This window comes from Endoryza foliicola (assembly GCF_050589245.1).
Lineage (GTDB): Bacteria > Bacteroidota > Bacteroidia > Chitinophagales > Chitinophagaceae > Endoryza > Endoryza foliicola.
The window spans coordinates 317,904-334,632 of the sequence record NZ_JBOBEW010000006.1; the positions used below are offsets into that span (position 1 = coordinate 317,904).

The following is a 16,729-nucleotide window of genomic DNA, read 5'->3' on the forward strand; positions in this document are numbered from 1 at the left end:
CAATGAAACAGTTTCGTTTTACATTCTTACTAGTTGCATCCCTTTTCTCTTTGTCTGCTAGCGCTCAAACTGCAGATGAGGTGATCGCTAAGAACATCGAGGCGTTAGGTGGTGCGGCTAAGCTTGCCACGCTAAAATCTGTAAGAATGGAAAGTAATTTAAGTGTACAAGGAATGGACATTCCAGTTGTGACTACTAAAGTACACAATGTTGGACAGCGCGTAGACATCTCTGCCATGGGTATGGATGGTTACATGATCATGACTCCAACAAAAGGCTGGACCTATATGCCTTTTATGGGTCAATCAGCTCCTGAAGCAATGCCTGAAGAGCAAGTAAAAGAAGGTGCTGAAGAATTGGATTTGAACGGCGCTTTGTTTAACTACAAAGAAAAAGGAAGCACTGTTGAATTGTTGGGTAAAGAAGATATTGATGGTACTTCTACCTTCAAAATTAAATTGACAACAAAGGCAGGTAAAACACGCACTTATTTTATTGATGCAAAAACATTCTTTATCATTCGCATGACAGCAAAAGCCACTGTTATGGGACAAGAGCAAGAAGTTTCTGTTAGCTATGGCGACTACAAAGCAGTAGACGGCGTTTTCTTCGCGCACACAATTGGTGGTGCATTTGGTCAAGGTGATATGACTGTTACCAAGATTGAAGTGAACAAGGCTGTTGATGAAAAAATCTTTACTGTAGGAGGTTAATTTCAAACTTACTTTTATAAAGACCCGGTTAACAGCCGGGTTTTTAATTATACTGTTATGAAGAAAATACTGTTATATAGTTTTTTAATATCGATGGCAATTGTTCAAACCGGATTTGCACAAACAGCTATCAATTCAAACACATTCGGGATGATGGAGGCAAGAGCCTTAGGTCCCGGTACCATGAGTGGTCGTATTTCTGCCATTGAAGGAGTTGCAGATGACCCTAAAATCATTTATGTGGGTTCTGCCGGTGGTGGAATTTGGAAAACCACCAATGGAGGTGCTTCCTTTAAACCTATTTTTGATAAATACTGTCAGTCAATTGGCGCTATCGCCATTGATCCAAAGAATAGCAAAGTAGTATACGCCGGAACCGGCGAAAGCAACATGCGAAACTCTGTTTCAATTGGAGACGGATTGTACAAAAGCACCGATGCAGGAGATAACTGGGTGAAAATTGGATTAGACAGTACCGAGCACATCGCTCGCATTGTAGTAGATCCTAAAAACAGCAATAACATTTATGTGGCTGCGCCCGGACCTTTGTGGAGCGACAGCAAACATCGTGGATTGTACAAGAGTACCGATGGCGGTAAAACTTGGGATAAAATACTTTACATCAACGAAAAAGCAGGTTGTGCCGAAGTGATCTTGGATCCCACCAATTCTGACATCATATATGCTTCTACCTGGGAATTCCGACGCTTGCCTTATCTCTTCAATTCAGGAGGCAACGGAAGTGGATTCTATAAAAGTACCGATGGTGGTAAAACTTGGAAAGAATTGACCAACGGATTGCCGTCAAAACCATTTGGTAGAATTGCGTTTACGTTGGCACCCAGTGCGCCGCAAAATATGTTTGCGATTGTGGAGTCGAACGAAACCGGTTTGTACATTTCAAATGATGGTGGCGAATCTTGGAAAAAGCAATCGGCAATTTTGAATGTGGTTGCTCGACCTTTCTATTTTAGCACCATTGTGGTAGACCCTAAAGATCCCAAACGCGTATACCGACCTGCCTATACTTTCTCCTATTCTGTTGATGGCGGATATTCTTTCGCCGAGTCAAGCGGTGAAGGTGGTTGGTTGCATAGTGATATGCATGCTTTGTGGATCAATCCTCAAAACTCAAGTCACATGTATGTAGGTTCCGATGGCGGAGTTTACATGAGTGTTGACAAAGGTGCTACTTGGATGTTTTTACAGAATTTGCCTGTGGGACAATTCTATCATGTAGCTGTTGATGCAAAGGAACCGTACAATATTATGGGTGGTTTGCAAGACAACGGAAGCTGGATAGCCCCTTCTGCTACACCGGGTGGAGTAACCAACTCTAGTTGGGTTGCCTTGTTTGGTGGCGATGGTTTTTGGGTGCAACCAGACGGTGTAGATCCAAACATTGTGTATGCTGAAAGTCAAGGTGGAAATGTAGGAAGAATTGATACTCGTACATTAAAATCTGTTTCAATTAAACCACAACAAGGTGTAGGTGAAAGCAAGCTAAGATGGAATTGGAATACGCCTATTGTAATTGGTCAAGCCAATAAGAAGAACCTATACATTGGCGCTCAATATTTATATAAAACCACGGATCAAGGGAGAAACTGGACACGAATTTCACCTGATTTAACTACGAATGATAAAAAGAAGCAAGAGCAAGAAAACAGTGGTGGTTTGAGTGCTGACAATACCTCTGCAGAAAATCATACTACCATTTTTACGATTGCAGAAAGTCCCTTAGATGAAAACATGATTTGGGTTGGAACTGATGACGGCAATTTGCAATACACAATAGATGGAGGAAAGAACTGGGTGAATGTGGCGAAGAATTATGCTGCATCCGGTATTCCTGCACAAACTTGGGTAAGTAGTATTGAGCCGTCTCGTTTTGACAAGAATACGGTGTACGCAAGTTTTGAGAACCATATGTATGGTGATCATAAAACCTATGTTGCAAAATCAACCGATTTAGGCAAAACTTGGACGATGTTTAAAAGTGATGAGTTTACCGGTTTTGCGCATAAGATCAAAGAAGATTTGGTGAGCAAAGACCTGTTGTTCATCGGAACTGAAATGGGTTTGTTTGCTTCAACAGATGCAGGTACTACTTGGTTTCGAATGAAAAATAAAGTGCCCGATATGGCTCTGGTTCGCGATATTCAAATTCATCCTAAAACAAATGACCTGCTCATTGCTACACATGGTCGTGGTATTTATGTAATTGACGATATTAGCCCCATGCGATTGATCACAAAAGACATCGCAGAGAAAGATGTGTACTTGTTTGAAAACAAACCCATGCGTTTAACTAATGGCGATTGGGGCAATGGCGGTTTCCCCGGAACCGGTGGATGGAATGCAGGGAATCCGATTTCTATTCCTCCAATCCAATACTACTTAAAAGATCGTTTGAACAGCGGTAGAGTAGTGGTAGAAATTTACGACGACAGTGGTAAATTGGTGCAAAGCATTCCTGCCAGCAATCGCAAAGGCTTGAATAAAGTGTACTGGAACCAACGCATGAAACCACCTAAAACCGCAACAGGCGGATCGAAAGTGGACTACGGTGGGTTTATCGCTCCTATGGTATTACCCGGAAAATACACCGTAAAATTAAAAGCGGGTTCGAAAGAATTGAGTTCTTCTGTTGTAATGCAACACGACGACAAGAATCCTAATTTCAGCAAAGAAGATCGTCAATTGCAATACAAAACTGCTATGGATATTTATCGTTTGCATGAGTCGCTGGCTAAAGTAGTGGACGATATCAGCGGAAGACAAAAGCAATTGAAAAAGTACATGGATAGTACGTCTAACAAGAAACTCAAAGTAACTTTGCAAGAATATTACGATCAATTGGAAGCATTGAGAGCAAATTGTTTGGCAACCAAGATGAAATCGGTTTTTGCCGACGAAGAACGCATTCGCGAGCGCATTACCGATTTATACATGGCAGTTGCAATGCAAGAATCTGCCCCTTCTAACCTTCAACTTCAAAGAGTTGGCGTGTTAAAAGGCGAGGTAGATGGCGCTGCTCAATCGAATGAGGCCATTGTGGCCAAATATGATGCAAAGGTAAAAGCTGCTTTAATTAAAGAAGGTTTGTTGAAAGACGATAAACCCAAAGTGGAGAATAAGAAATTATAGTAGCGAAATATTTTATATAAACGGGTGTCGGATTTTTCGGCACCCGTTCTTTTTTTAGTTAACTTTCATGACTAATTCCAACTTGGTTATGAGAAAATTACTAATGCTTTGCTTAGTGGTACTGGCAGTTTCTTCTGCAGTAGCACAGAAAAAATCAGCCGTTCAGGCTCCTCCACCTCCTCCGAATGCCGATGAGGTGTTGTTTTCAAATGTTAAATATCGCTTGGTAGGTCCTTGGCGCGGAGGCCGCAGTGGCGCCGTAACAGGAAGCTACAAGAGTAAAAACACCTTCTATTTTGGTGCCACCGGTGGTGGTATCTGGAAAACTACAGATGGTGGAAGCAATTGGAAAAACATCAGTGATAAATACTTTGGAGGTACTATGGGTGCTGTTACGGTAGCTCCATCAGATGAAAACATCCTCTATGTGGGCGAAGGTGAAAATACCATGCGAGGTAATGTGGCAGAAGGATTGGGCGGTATGTGGAAGAGTGAAGATGGTGGACGAACTTGGAAAAACATCGGATTGAAAGATGCGCGTCATATTGTTCGCATCATTGTTCACCCACGCGATCCCAATACGGTATGGGTAGCTTCAATGGGTCACTTATTTGGACCAAACGAAGAGAGAGGTGTGTATAAAACAACCGATGGCGGTAAAACATGGAAAAGAACCTTATTTGTGAACAGTCAAACCGGCGCTTCCGATTTGGTTTTAGACCCCAATAATCCATCCATAATGTATGCAGGCACTTGGAGATTGATTCGCACACCTTATAGCTTGGAAAGTGGTGGTGAAGGCAGTGGCTTGTGGAGAAGTACCGATGGCGGCGAAACTTGGTCGAACATCAGTGCTAAAAAAGGTTTACCAAAAGGAATTTGGGGTATTGTTGGTGTTGCCATTGCACCTTCTAATACGGATAAAATTTATGCAATCATTGAAAATGCCGGTGGTGGTTTGTTTGTAAGCGCCGATGGTGGTGAAACATGGACACTCACCAGCAGCGATAATAATATTCGTCAACGTGCTTGGTATTATACTAAAGTGTTTGTTGATCCTAAAAACGAGAACATCGTTTACTGCCCGAATGTAAACTTCATGGTAAGTAGAGATGGTGGCAAAACTTTTGGATCGTTGAGAACTCCTCACGGAGATCACCACGATTTGTGGATCGATCCGGAAGATCCTAAACGAATGATTGTGGCAGATGATGGTGGTGCTCAAATAAGCTTCGATGCAGGAAATAATTGGAGCACGTACGAAAACCAGCCTACCTCTCAAATCTATCGTGTGTCAACCGACAATTCATTCCCTTATAGAATTTTGGGAGCACAGCAAGACAATAGCACCATTCGTATCAAACACCGTACTTATGGAATGGCCATCACCAACGACGATTGGGATGTTACTGCCGGAAGTGAAAGTGGATATGTAGTAGCCGATCCGTTGAACCCGGATGTTGTTTATGGCGGAAACTATGGTGGCTATCTATCGAGATTGGATCATAAAACCGGGGAGAACAGAGCCATTTCTGTTTGGCCTGATAACCCCATGGGCGCAGGAGCGGATGTTCAAAAATTCCGCTTCCAGTGGAACTTCCCTATATTCTTCTCTCCCCACAATCCAAAGCGTTTGTATTGTGCAGGCAATGCTTTGTTTGTAACAGAGAACGAAGGTGCAAGCTGGGAACAAATTTCACCGGATCTTACTACCAACGACAAAGCCAAGCAAGTATCGAGCGGTGGTCCTATTACGAAAGACAATACCTCGGTTGAATACTACTGTACCATTTTCACTGCTACTGAAAGTCCGGTTGAAAAAGACTTGTTATGGGTAGGTAGTGACGATGGTGTGCTCAGTGTAAGTAAAGACGCTGGAAAGAATTGGGAGAACGTAACTCCAAAAGATTGCCCAAAATGGATGATGTGGAACTGCATAGAAGTGGATCCTTTTAAGAAAGGAGCCGCCTATGTTATAGGAACACGTTATAAATTAGATGACTTCACTCCTTATATTTATAAAACCGAAGACTACGGAAAAACATGGAAGCTAGTGGTAAATGGCATTGATAAAATGCATTTTACTAGAACCATGCGTGCCGATAAAAAGCGCCCCGGTTTGTTGTATGCAGGTACAGAATACGGTATGTATATCAGTTATGATGACGGTGCCAACTGGAGAAAATTCCAATTGAACTTACCCATTGTGCCTGTTACCGATTTAACGATCAAAAACAATGATTTAATAGTAGCTACGCAAGGACGTGCGTTTTGGATCATTGATGATCTTACCACAGTTCAACAATACGAAACAGGTATCGCCGCAAAAAAAATACATGTATTTCCGGTGAATCCTGCATTCAGAATCCCTGGAGTAGTTTCTCGTTTCGGTCCATTACGGGCACCTGTAAATGCCGGAGCAAATCCTCCAAATGGAGTTGTGATCAATTATTTGGTGGGAGCAGTAACGGATAGTACCAAGGCTTCTATTGCTATTAAGGATAAATGGGGAACAACGGTTAAGACGTTTAGTACTAGTGGAAAAGACAAATTAGAAGTGAAGGCAGGAATGAACCAGTTTGTTTGGAATTTGTATTATCCGGAAGCAGAAACTATTGATGGAATGATTTTGTGGAATGGTACTCCGGGTGGTATTGTTGCACCTCCGGGCGATTACGATTATGTATTGAAAGTTGATGGCGATTCAATACAAGGGAAGTTCACCGTTGTAGCAGATCCGAACTATAAATGTTCTCAGGCCGATTATGAGGCTCAATTTGAATTCCTGAATAAAGTAATGGGTAAATTCAATGAGGTTCAAAAAGCGATTAAAGACATTCGTTCAGTTCGCAATCAAATCAATGATTTTGTAGCGAAGCAAGGAAAAGATTGTCCAAAAGAAGTAAAGGAGAAAGGCGAGGCAGTGAACAAACAATTAACTGCCATTGAAGAAGTATTGTATCAAACCAAGGCAAAGAGCGGTCAAGACGTATTGAACTTCCCTATTCGTTTGAACGATAAATTATCAGGCGTTTTCGATATGGCCAATAGCGGCAATATGGCGCCACCCAAGCAAGCGAAAGAAGTGTATGCAGTATTGGCGGGTCAATGCGATGAGCAATTATCAAAATTGAAAAAAGTGATGGCTGAAGATGTGAAAGCATTTAATGATCTAGTGAGAGAGAAAGCCTTACCGGTAATTAGTTTAAGTGGTAAGTAAAATTTAATACAATCATTGTTTAGAGCCGCATGGGAAACCGTGCGGCTTTTTTTATAGGAGATGAGGAAATACAGAGAAAGAACAGGAGGAAGAACAGGGGGGGAATACAGGGGCGAGGAAGCGAGGAAATGCAGGAGCGAGGATACGAGGAACGAGGAATCGAGGAAAAACAGAGAAGGAACAGGAAGATGAGCAGGAGGGAGCGCTGCGAAACCGCTGCGAGCTTGTCCTGAGCGGTTCCTGAGTTTGTCGAAGGGCGGGCCGAAGGCACAGTCGAAGGACGCTGCGCCGCCGCGGTGAAAGAAAAAAAACAATCTTCGCGGCTCCTCTGCGTTCTCTGCGCACTTTGCGGTGAACCCCATAATCTTCCCACCAAACACTAAGTAAAACTTCCCACATCGCAGAACGGACAAATCGCAGCTCCTTCTAGTTAATTTACGCTTGACATTCTTTATAAACAGCAGTAGCTTTATTACTGTTGAAGCGATCAACTTGTTAGCACCCTTCCGTTCTAACTAACCCCGGCTATCAAGTGTGTTTTCAGGACTATTAAATCCATATCATATGAAATACACCTTGACTACTAGTTACCTGATCAATTTACTATTGACAGTTGTGATATTCGCAATACTGTTTATTGCTTAATTGTTTTTTTGATTTCGGTTCTGCTTTTTCTTTTCTTAACTGTAAGCATGCAGTGAGGCTGTCCTATGCCAACCTCGGACTGTTTTTCCCAAAAAGAAAGGCTGTCTTTTAGAGACAGCCTCCTGTTGCTTTTCAGAACCTTGACCTTTTATCTTTACAGTGTAACTACTAGATTATTGATTCGCTATTTTGCGAACCCCGGTGTTACCACCACCCGCCAATGTAATATCGTGCGGCTTGTTCTTTTTCCACGCACCTCTTGTAAAATCGGGTACGTCAATACTTTTTGATCTATTGTTTACTGATTGTTCGCTTAAAGGAACTACTACACTCCAACTTGCGGCGTCGTAAACGTTCTGGTCGAGTGGAAGCCCGTTTCTCAAACAGTCGATCAAACGCCAATCCATGATAAAGTCCATTCCTCCATGACCACCTACTTCTTTCGCAATTTCACCGATGTGTTTTACGATTTCAGGGCTGTATTTTGCATACAATTCTTTTAACTCTGCATCTTTGATCCAACTGTGTCCAAAGCCAATGCGTTCAGGGCCGGGCCATTTTTGCGCTACCGCTTTCGTTCCACTTACCAAATGAATTCTGGAATAAGGGCGAGGGGTAGACACATCGTGTTGAACCATCATCGATTTCCCAAGATTGGTACGAATAAGTGTGGTATTCATGTTGCCACGGTATTTCTTATTCGCATAGGGCTTGAAGAAATCATCGGTTTTTGCCAATTCGTTTGCCATGATGCCTAAGCTGAAATCATTGGTGCTCATGGCAACCATATGATCCATTTTATCGCCACGGTTGATATTCAAACATTGTGCAATAGGTCCAAGTCCATGTGTTGGATATAGGTTGCCATTGTGTTTCATGTTTTGCTTCAGGCGCCACATGTCGGTATAAGCATTCTTATTGAACAAATACTCTTTGCTCAAGTCATGAATATACGCACCTTCAGCGTGCACCACTTCGCCAAACAATCCGTTGCGCACCATATTCAGGGTTAACAACTCGAAGAAATCATAACAGCAATTTTCGAGCATCATACAATGCTTTCGAGTGCGTTCTGAAGTTTCCACTAGTTTCCAGGCATCTTCTACAGTTAATGCCGCAGGCACTTCAGTTGCAGCATGTTTTCCATTATTCATTGCATGCAAGCAAATAGGGGTATGCAGGTGCCAAGGAGTTGGAGTATATACGAGGTCTACTTCTTTGTGTTCACATGCTTTTTTCCAGCCTTCCTCTCCAGAAAATTCAGCGGCTTTGGGGCGGCCCACTTTGGCCAAATGAGCTTGCATTTTGGCAACACGTTCTGGATCTTTATCGCACAACACGGTGATTTCAACTCCATCGATGTAACACAGGCGCTCAACGGCCCCGCTTCCTCTCATTCCCAAGCCAATTACAGCAATTCGAACAGTTGGTAATTTAGGAGCAGCATAGCCGCACATATTAAAAGGCTGTGCCTGAAATTCAGGGCCTTCAAAAGGGAGACGGTCGGCTTCGTCTGTTGTTACACGGGCAATGGCCGGACTAGCAGTAACCAAGGTGCCGGTCCCAATTCCCAAATAACGCAAGAAGTTTCTTCTATTCGATTTCATGTTGGCAATTTTGTGGTTGCAATATCCTTAATAAAGCCATACGGGGCGTGCTTTCGTAAAATTCGCTCAAACGTTTGCGGACGGTTATTTTGTTAACGGCGACCCGCCTTTTGTTGACTTTCTACAAACACCATCGTTTTTGTGGAAAGCAAGTGTATGACTTTAACGTATTAGAATGACCGATTCTCCGGAAATGGAGTACATTCGGAGACCATGTCATTGTTAAGTCCGCTTGTCAATTGGATCAAGAGGCAGAATCCAAAATTTGCTTTTCTTCATTCACATTTTGGAGACCGCCCGTTTGTGTTATTGGATATTGGCGCAGGAAACAGCTCCGCATCCAAAACAACGAACCTGTTTCCTCAATGCACCTATTATGGATTAGATCTTCACAAAGACTATAATAACAACAACTCCGATTTTGTGTGTATGAAAGGTTTCTTCGAAATGAACCTTACAAAACTGGAATTTGATTCTATCCCCAACAATTTTTTTGATGCCATCTTAATTGTTCATGTGATTGAACACTTGCACAACGGAACCGATGTTTTAAAAGGGATGTTGCCGAAGTTAAAACCCGGGGGTGTGTTGTATGTAGAATATCCGGGTCCGAGAAGTCTAAAACTTCCACACATGAAAGGATCACTTAATTTCAATGACGATCCTACACATGTTCGATTGTACTCGGTAAGAGAGCTCAAGGTTGTGTTTGAAGAAGTGGGCGCAACTGTTTTAAAGGGCGGTACTCGCAGATCTTGGTTCTATTTATTAGCCACACCCGCTCGAATCATCCTCCGACTGTTGCGGGGCAAACCCATTACCGGAAATGTATTCTGGGACTTGTTGGGATTTGCTGAATATGTTGAGGTTAGGAGTGGTAAGTAGTATGTTTGAAGTAATATGTTGAAAGTAATAAGTTGTAAGTATTGAGTTGATTCATCCCTAATATTCACCCTCGTCCTTGCACATGTATAGGGCTGTTTAATTCTTAACTCTTAATTCTTAATTACTCTCTTCTTCCTGTTTTTATAGATTCAACCAATAATTCAACTTGAATACAATTGCACGGTTCTTGTTTTTGAAGAAAGGATCAGTGAAATAGTTGTCGGTATAAACGATGAACAGATCACTCATTGGTTTGTAACGCCATTGGAACCTACTGTTGATATTAAAGTTGTTTCGTTGAGTGTTGTATTGAACAAAGGTGGTCCAGAAAAGAGTGGTAGAGAAATTGATTTCCGCTCGGGGCGCAATTAAGAATAATTCAGTGCTACCATAATTACCGGGAAATTTCAGTTTATTGTACTCGAAAGAAATACTCAAATTAAGTAAGGGCTGAGAACGCAAAACAAACTTGGTTACAATTTGTTGATAGGTACCATTGAATAAGGTTCCGCCCCCAACTCCCGCAGCAAAATTGAATTTTTTTCTGATATCAGAACTATAAGTCAATTTTGTTTGACTGTAATTGTAAACTTGAGCCGGAATAGGTGTAGCGTCTGTAAAGCTAATTGGGAACAGCAAGTCTACAATAGTGTGCGACCCTGACAATTCTACACCCGAAGTGTTCTTCATTTCAAAGCGGTAGCTGAATTCCGTATTGTTCTCATTGAATGTATTGTTCGGATTATGAACGTTGTAATTTGATAGTTGAAATGTATGACGCAGAATATTGCCTTGCTTTGGATTAATTCGGTAGGTCATTTCCGTAAACAAGTGTTTGAACCCAACTCTGATGGAAGTATCTCTTAATGCATCATAGTTTTCGATTCGTTGCACATAGCCCATATCTGTATAATAATTGGTGCCCACATTAGTGGCATCCAATACAAAACCGAAATTGGCGGTATTGTGTTCAAAACCAAAAGAGGAATAGCCCGATTTGTCGTTGATATTGGGTTTCCAGCTTTGATTGTGAGAAATCCAGCCGCTCCAAGTTCCTTTGAGGTTCGCAAAGTTCATGTCGAAACCGGCATTTCTTCCATATTGGTCCATTGGTTTGATGGCCTTTTCAGAGGCTGTCATAAATGCTTGATGGTTCAAGAAGTAGGCTCTAAACAAGGAGCGTTTAAAAAATCCTTGGTTTACAGATACTGCGGTATAGTTCTGAGATGCAAATTCATCTTTTCTTCCTGTTTGCATGTTCATAACTCCGATGCGTGTTCGAGAAGCAATGTTCCCGCTTATTCTAGCTCCACCGTAGATAGGAATTCTATTGCCATTGTTGTCCAATCCAATGGTTCTTGAATAGAAAGGTCGAATGGGAGGAATGCCGTATCCTGCAAAAAGATCAGCGTTTTCCAAAAAGAAGGTTCTTCTTTCAGGCAAGAAGATATTAAAGCGTGTTAGATTGGTTACTTGTTGGTCTACTTCAATTTGAGAGAAATCGGGGTTTACGGTTAAATCTAAATTCAAAGAAGAAGTGAGTCCAATTTTTGCATCGAAACCCGCATTGGCTGTTCCTTTCAAGGCTTCGCCATTTTCTTTATCTTCATTAGCGCCGCCGGTAACATAGGGAATAAACGAGATATTCCCTGTTGTAGGGGGAGGAGGATTGTCCCAAATCAAACTTCCCGTATAACCTAAATCATACGATTTAAAGTTGATCGGCATTCGAGTCCAGGTGGTGTATTCATTTTCTTTCAAATCACTTCTAAGAAAATTCAATCCCCATTTTAATTTTTCATTTGAATAGCGAATGGTTTTAAAGGGAATGGCAATTTCTGCGATCCAATGATCGGCCAAGCGTTTGGTGGCGGAGAACCATTTGTTATCCCAACTCAAACTCAAGGGTTGAGAAGTACCATCTAATTGATCATCGGTTTGAGTATTGAATGCGTTCACAACAAAAAAGAAGCCGGTGGTTCGTTGGTTCATAGGATCGAGAATGATCCCTACGGCGTCATTGGTTTCGTGGCCTCCGTCTCTTTTTAAGCTTTGAACAACGTGGTGAGAAGTATCATAGGCGATGAAAGCAAAGTAGATAAAATTGTCGTCAAAGCTTACTTTGGCAACAGTTCTGCGTTTTGCATTTACGAGATCGTTGGGATATTTGCGAATGAAGTCGGAACTAACGGTTGCTTCAGCCCAAGCGGCGTCATCGAGCACCCCATCAATTTTAACAGGTTTAGATGCCTTCTTAATATGGAGTTGGTATTGATCCTGATAAGAAGGAGTGGACTGGGCTATACTAATGAGGGGACATAGCATTATGAGCAGCCATGTCAGCTTTCTACAAAACATTGGTGTTTTTCGAGTTGATTGGTTGATTAAGGCCCTCGAAAATATTAAAAAAAATCCGACTATTCGTCGAGAAGATCAGGCCTGCGCTGCTTTGTACGCTCTATACTTTGTTCGTATCGCCACTCATCAATTTTTTTAAGATCTCCGCTTAAAAGGATGTCGGGCACTTTCCAGCCGTTGAAATCGGCAGGGCGGGTATAAACGGGCGAGGCCAGGAGCTTGTCCTGAAAAGAATCGAATAAGGCAGAGGTTTCGTTGTTGAGTACACCCGGGATAATTCGTCCAATGGCGTCTACAACTACTGCTGCGGCTAATTCACCGCCGCTCAACACAAAATCGCCGATGGAAATTTCTTTTGTAATGTAATGGTCGCGGATGCGTTGATCGATGCCTTTGTAGTGTCCGCAAATGATCATGAGGTTATTTTTCAGCGAAAGTTGATTGGCCATGGGTTGATCAAAGGTTTGGCCATCGGGTGTCATGTAAATGATTTCATCGTACTGCCGTTCGCTCTTCAGGCTTTCGATGGCTTTGGCTAGGGGCTCGCACATCATTACCATTCCGGCACCACCACCGTATTGGTAGTCGTCTACCTGTCCGTATTCATTCACCGCCCACTCACGCAATTGATGGGTATGAACATACAACAGTTCTTTCTCCTGCGCTCTTTTCATGATTGAATGAGAAAAAGCACTTTCCATTAATTCCGGCATTACGCTGATGATGTCAATACGCATGCTGCAAAAATAGCTAATTCGTGGTAACCGTCAGTTCTGTTCACCGCAAAGACCGCCAAGACCGCAAAGGTGTCGCAAAGAGTTTTCTGTTCACCGCAAAGAACGCCAAGTCCGCAAAGGTGTCGCAAAGAGTTTTCCTAGCTTCCTCGTTTCCTCTCATCCTCGCTCCTGCATTCCCCCCTGTTCTTCTTCCTGTTCTTTCTATAAATTTTCTGTTCACCGCGGCGTCCTTCGACAAGCTCAGGAACCGGCGCAGCGGTCGCAGCGATAACGCAGCGTTAGCAGTACATACGTATCATGTCTTTCATTCAACGCGATAAATCGACGGCGGACCTCAGCTACAATCATTTCGTATATTGATAAACATTTTTTGCGTCCTGTATTTCCTCGTTTCCTCTTATCCTCGCTCCTGTCATTCCCCCTGCTCTTCTTCCTGTTCTTTCTTGCATCTTCTGTTCACCGCAAAGAACGCCAAGTCCGCGAAGGTGTCGCAAAGAGTATTCTTCGTTTCCTCTTTACCTCGTCTCCTCGTTTCCTCTTATCCTCGTTCCTGTATTCCCCCTGTTCCTGCCCCTCCTCCTTCTTTGTATCTCCTCCATTATTAATTATTAATTACCTCCCTTCTTCTTTCTTACCTTCGCCCTACCACTTATGTTCAAAGAAAAGCCATTAACCGTCTTCTTATTCTGTGCAATTGTTACGATTTGCACAGGGGTGTTACAATTCATTCAGCCCAACTTTAGCTTTTTTGATTCGGGTTTGATTACCGTTATCATGTTGACTGTTTTTCTAAAAGACGATCGCTATACCATTGCTTTTGGAGTGGCGGCAATTGTGTTGGTTTTTGTAGCCACCTTTTACGAGCATGAAGGCATGAGCAACCAGCAAATAATAATGCAGCATTTATTCTCAGCTATTATTATATTGTTGGCAGTAATTGCAGTGCTGTATGTAAAGAAATTGTACCGCGCTATGGAAGGAGAGCAATTGCAGCTCAACGCACTTTTCGAATTTGCGACGGAAGGAATTCTATTGACCAATAAAAAAGGTGAGATCATTTTGGTGAATCCGGCAGGGGCAAATTTGTTTAAATACACCAAAGAAGAAATGATCGGGAAGAAAGTGGAGGACCTAATACCCAAGCGTTTCACTCCCAATCACGATAAATACCGCGATCATTTTCATGCAGCGCCCTCTAACAGAAGTATGGGACATGGACGCGACTTGTACGCTCTTGATAAGAACGGGGTTGAATTCCCGGTAGAGATCAGCTTGAGCCATTACAAACTTCAAAATGAAAGCTACGTAATTGCTTTTGTGATCGACATCACTCAGCGTAAAGAAGCTGAAAAGCGAATGATTGCACAAAGAGAAGAGTTGGAACGCGTTTCCAATGAAATTCGAATCTTGAATTCGCAGTTGGAAAATAAAGTAAAAGAACGCACGCTGATTCTACAAGAAGCATTGCAAGAACTGGAACGGTCGCAACAAGACCTAAGTGAAGCATTGAGTAAAGAAAAGGAATTGAGTGAAATTAAATCTCGCTTCGTGTCAATGGCATCCCATGAATTTAGAACACCATTGAGCTCCATTCTTTCTTCCGCTTCACTTATTGGAAAGTATCAGAAAGAAGAAGAACAAGCAAATAGAGATCGACATATAACTAAAATCAAAGATTCGGTTAAACACCTGAACGATTTGTTGGAAGACTTCCTAAGTTTAGGTCGCCTTGAAGAAGGAAGGATAGAAGCAACGCTTGCTCCCTTTGAAATGAAAGAATTTTTAGAAGATGTAATGGAAGAAATGAAAGTGTTGCTAAAAGATGGAATTAAAATTCAAGCTGAATGTTCCCAGTTTCCTGCTATTAACAGTGATAAAAAATTGGTTAAAAATATTCTCATCAATCTTATCAGCAATGCAATCAAGTTTTCCAATCCTAATAGTACAGTAACCATTGGGGCATTTGTGAAAGACCAGCAACTACATTTGTCTGTGGCCGATCAGGGTATTGGTATTTCCAAAGAAGATCAGCAACACTTATTCACCAGTTTCTTCAGAGGACGGAATGTAGAGAATATTCAAGGTACCGGATTGGGTTTGCATATTGTAAAACGTTACGTAGATCTGTTGAAGGGTGAAGTGCAGCTCGAAAGTGAATTAGAAAAAGGAACCACTATAAGAATCATTATCCCGGTATAAAAAAAGCCACACTTTTTTTGAAAGCATGGCTATAGTTCTAAGGCTTGAAATGTGTTTTGGGTTTAGTGGCATAAAATCGCATCTCCTTGATGAGAGGCTAGCGCCGGACTTATAAACGGGATTCCCAAATTCAATCCCCTTAGTATTAAAATAATGGCAACAGCACTGATCATTACCGGCATTAATTTTTTTAATTGATTTCTAACGCTTATATCTACTCTGAGTCCGGCCCAGGTAAGTAAAATCATAGCAGGCACGGTGGCTAATCCATAGCTAAACATAAACAGTCCACCACCGAACACGGTTCCCGTTGTGAGAGCACCTGCAATGGCTACATACACCATTCCGCAAGGCAATAGGCCGTTTGCCATGCCCAACCCGAGGAAAGCAAGGGGGTGCTCGGATTTCAAGAATGAGCTCATCATCTTTTGTACCAATACATGATAGCGGTTCATAAAAGATGGCTGCCATCGTTTGCTGATCCAGTAGTAATAAACGGTGGCAATAAGGATAAAGATTCCGGAGATAATAGAAATAGCTTGTTGCCAACCTACCAATATTAAACTACTACTGCTCAAGCCCAGTACAATTCCAAGTGTCGTATAAGTGAGTATTCTCCCATTGTGATAAAGCGTTAAAGCCAACATTCTTTTTAAGGGAGAATAATGGTGTATTGGTAATGCTAGCGCAAGTGGCCCGCACATACCGATGCAATGAAAGCTGCTCAAGAGGCCTAGCCCAAATCCTGCTATAATGATTTGCATAATCATCTGATTCGAATTTGTTGCTCGTTGTAATAGGCAGTGTTATTGAATGTCCAGTTCAATTTAACTGTATATGAGCTTCCTTTTAATTCAGTAGCAGGAATACTAAATGGTTGACCTGGTTGGTAGTTAATGGTAACGGTTTTATCGAAGGCGGTATGATCAGCACAATAGAAATACGCTGTTGCAGTAAATGCTTTATCGGATTGCTCGCTTGGAACAACAAGCTGCAGTGCACCATCCGTTAAATTAAAGTGTAATTTCTCTGTGAGTTGATTGGAATTGTTATTGGCATCAATGGTTTTTTGATACGCCAATTCATCCTTGTAATATTCAGGCGACACTAGTTCGTAGGTAGTGTTGATAGCCTTGTAAGCAAGTGTTCCCATTAAGCTTACAAAAACAATAAGTGTCAATAATATTCTATTTCCCCAACTAATACTCATAACAA

General features: G+C 42.0%; 10 protein-coding genes. 5 read left to right on the forward strand and 5 right to left on the reverse strand.

Annotated elements, in window-relative coordinates; all coding sequences use genetic code 11:
- Nucleotides 1-2 precede the first annotated feature (2 nt).
- From ACQ2HE_RS15420 to ACQ2HE_RS15430, 3 genes are all read left to right on the forward strand, one after another.
- Complete coding sequence (locus ACQ2HE_RS15420) at nt 3-713, forward strand: LolA-like protein (RefSeq protein ID WP_430901059.1); 711 nt, start codon at nt 3-5, stop codon at nt 711-713.
- A 57-nt stretch (nt 714-770) separates the two neighbouring features.
- The gene (locus tag ACQ2HE_RS15425) at nt 771-3,863 is read left to right on the forward strand and encodes a WD40/YVTN/BNR-like repeat-containing protein (protein ID WP_430901057.1); all 3,093 of its coding nucleotides are present in this window, start codon (nt 771-773) and stop codon (nt 3,861-3,863) included.
- A gap of 88 nt (nt 3,864-3,951) precedes the next feature.
- Nucleotides 3,952-7,083 (forward strand): WD40/YVTN/BNR-like repeat-containing protein, encoded by a 3,132-nt coding sequence (locus ACQ2HE_RS15430; protein WP_430901055.1) that lies wholly within the window; start codon nt 3,952-3,954, stop codon nt 7,081-7,083.
- An 818-nt stretch (nt 7,084-7,901) separates the two neighbouring features.
- On the opposite strand, the gene ACQ2HE_RS15435 is transcribed toward ACQ2HE_RS15430, so the two are convergent.
- Nucleotides 7,902-9,335, reverse strand: a complete 1,434-nt coding sequence (locus ACQ2HE_RS15435) for a Gfo/Idh/MocA family protein (protein ID WP_430901053.1) — start codon at nt 9,333-9,335, stop codon at nt 7,902-7,904.
- Between the two features lie 213 nt (nt 9,336-9,548).
- Between ACQ2HE_RS15435 and ACQ2HE_RS15440 the strand changes: the two genes are divergently transcribed.
- Nucleotides 9,549-10,220: a class I SAM-dependent methyltransferase gene (locus ACQ2HE_RS15440; protein ID WP_430901051.1), complete on the forward strand. Its 672-nt coding sequence runs from the start codon at nt 9,549-9,551 to the stop codon at nt 10,218-10,220.
- Between the two features lie 141 nt (nt 10,221-10,361).
- Here the strand turns inward: ACQ2HE_RS15440 and ACQ2HE_RS15445 are convergent, their stop codons facing one another.
- Both ACQ2HE_RS15445 and trmD read right to left on the reverse strand, forming a co-directional pair.
- Nucleotides 10,362-12,545, reverse strand: a complete 2,184-nt coding sequence (locus ACQ2HE_RS15445) for a carbohydrate binding family 9 domain-containing protein (RefSeq protein ID WP_430902464.1) — start codon at nt 12,543-12,545, stop codon at nt 10,362-10,364.
- Between the two features lie 92 nt (nt 12,546-12,637).
- Nucleotides 12,638-13,315 carry a tRNA (guanosine(37)-N1)-methyltransferase TrmD gene (gene trmD / locus ACQ2HE_RS15450; RefSeq protein ID WP_430901047.1) on the reverse strand — a complete coding sequence of 226 codons (678 nt, stop codon included), beginning with the start codon at nt 13,313-13,315 and terminating at the stop codon, nt 12,638-12,640.
- Nucleotides 13,316-13,966: 651 nt separating this feature from the next.
- Here trmD and ACQ2HE_RS15455 point away from each other — a divergent pair.
- Nucleotides 13,967-15,514: a sensor histidine kinase gene (locus ACQ2HE_RS15455; RefSeq protein WP_430902465.1), complete on the forward strand. Its 1,548-nt coding sequence runs from the start codon at nt 13,967-13,969 to the stop codon at nt 15,512-15,514.
- A gap of 62 nt (nt 15,515-15,576) precedes the next feature.
- Here the strand turns inward: ACQ2HE_RS15455 and ACQ2HE_RS15460 are convergent, their stop codons facing one another.
- Both ACQ2HE_RS15460 and ACQ2HE_RS15465 read right to left on the reverse strand, forming a co-directional pair.
- Nucleotides 15,577-16,278: a sulfite exporter TauE/SafE family protein gene (locus ACQ2HE_RS15460; RefSeq protein WP_430901043.1), complete on the reverse strand. Its 702-nt coding sequence runs from the start codon at nt 16,276-16,278 to the stop codon at nt 15,577-15,579.
- Nucleotides 16,279-16,280: 2 nt separating this feature from the next.
- Nucleotides 16,281-16,724: a FixH family protein gene (locus ACQ2HE_RS15465; RefSeq protein WP_430901041.1), complete on the reverse strand. Its 444-nt coding sequence runs from the start codon at nt 16,722-16,724 to the stop codon at nt 16,281-16,283.
- Between the last annotated feature and the right edge of the window lie 5 nt (nt 16,725-16,729).

What these genes read in the sequence shown, in the direction of transcription:
- ACQ2HE_RS15435 (WP_430901053.1), bottom strand. Translation starts at nt 9,335, where the DNA reads ATGAAATCGAATAGAAGAAACTTCTTGCGTTATTTGGGAATTGGGACC.
- ACQ2HE_RS15455 (WP_430902465.1), top strand. Translation starts at nt 13,967, where the DNA reads ATGTTCAAAGAAAAGCCATTAACCGTCTTCTTATTCTGTGCAATTGTT.
- ACQ2HE_RS15465 (WP_430901041.1), bottom strand. Translation starts at nt 16,724, where the DNA reads ATGAGTATTAGTTGGGGAAATAGAATATTATTGACACTTATTGTTTTT.
- ACQ2HE_RS15445 (WP_430902464.1), bottom strand. Translation starts at nt 12,545, where the DNA reads ATGCTATGTCCCCTCATTAGTATAGCCCAGTCCACTCCTTCTTATCAG.
- trmD (WP_430901047.1), bottom strand. Translation starts at nt 13,315, where the DNA reads ATGCGTATTGACATCATCAGCGTAATGCCGGAATTAATGGAAAGTGCT.
- ACQ2HE_RS15460 (WP_430901043.1), bottom strand. Translation starts at nt 16,278, where the DNA reads ATGCAAATCATTATAGCAGGATTTGGGCTAGGCCTCTTGAGCAGCTTT.
- ACQ2HE_RS15420 (WP_430901059.1), top strand. Translation starts at nt 3, where the DNA reads ATGAAACAGTTTCGTTTTACATTCTTACTAGTTGCATCCCTTTTCTCT.
- ACQ2HE_RS15440 (WP_430901051.1), top strand. Translation starts at nt 9,549, where the DNA reads ATGTCATTGTTAAGTCCGCTTGTCAATTGGATCAAGAGGCAGAATCCA.
- ACQ2HE_RS15425 (WP_430901057.1), top strand. Translation starts at nt 771, where the DNA reads ATGAAGAAAATACTGTTATATAGTTTTTTAATATCGATGGCAATTGTT.
- ACQ2HE_RS15430 (WP_430901055.1), top strand. Translation starts at nt 3,952, where the DNA reads ATGAGAAAATTACTAATGCTTTGCTTAGTGGTACTGGCAGTTTCTTCT.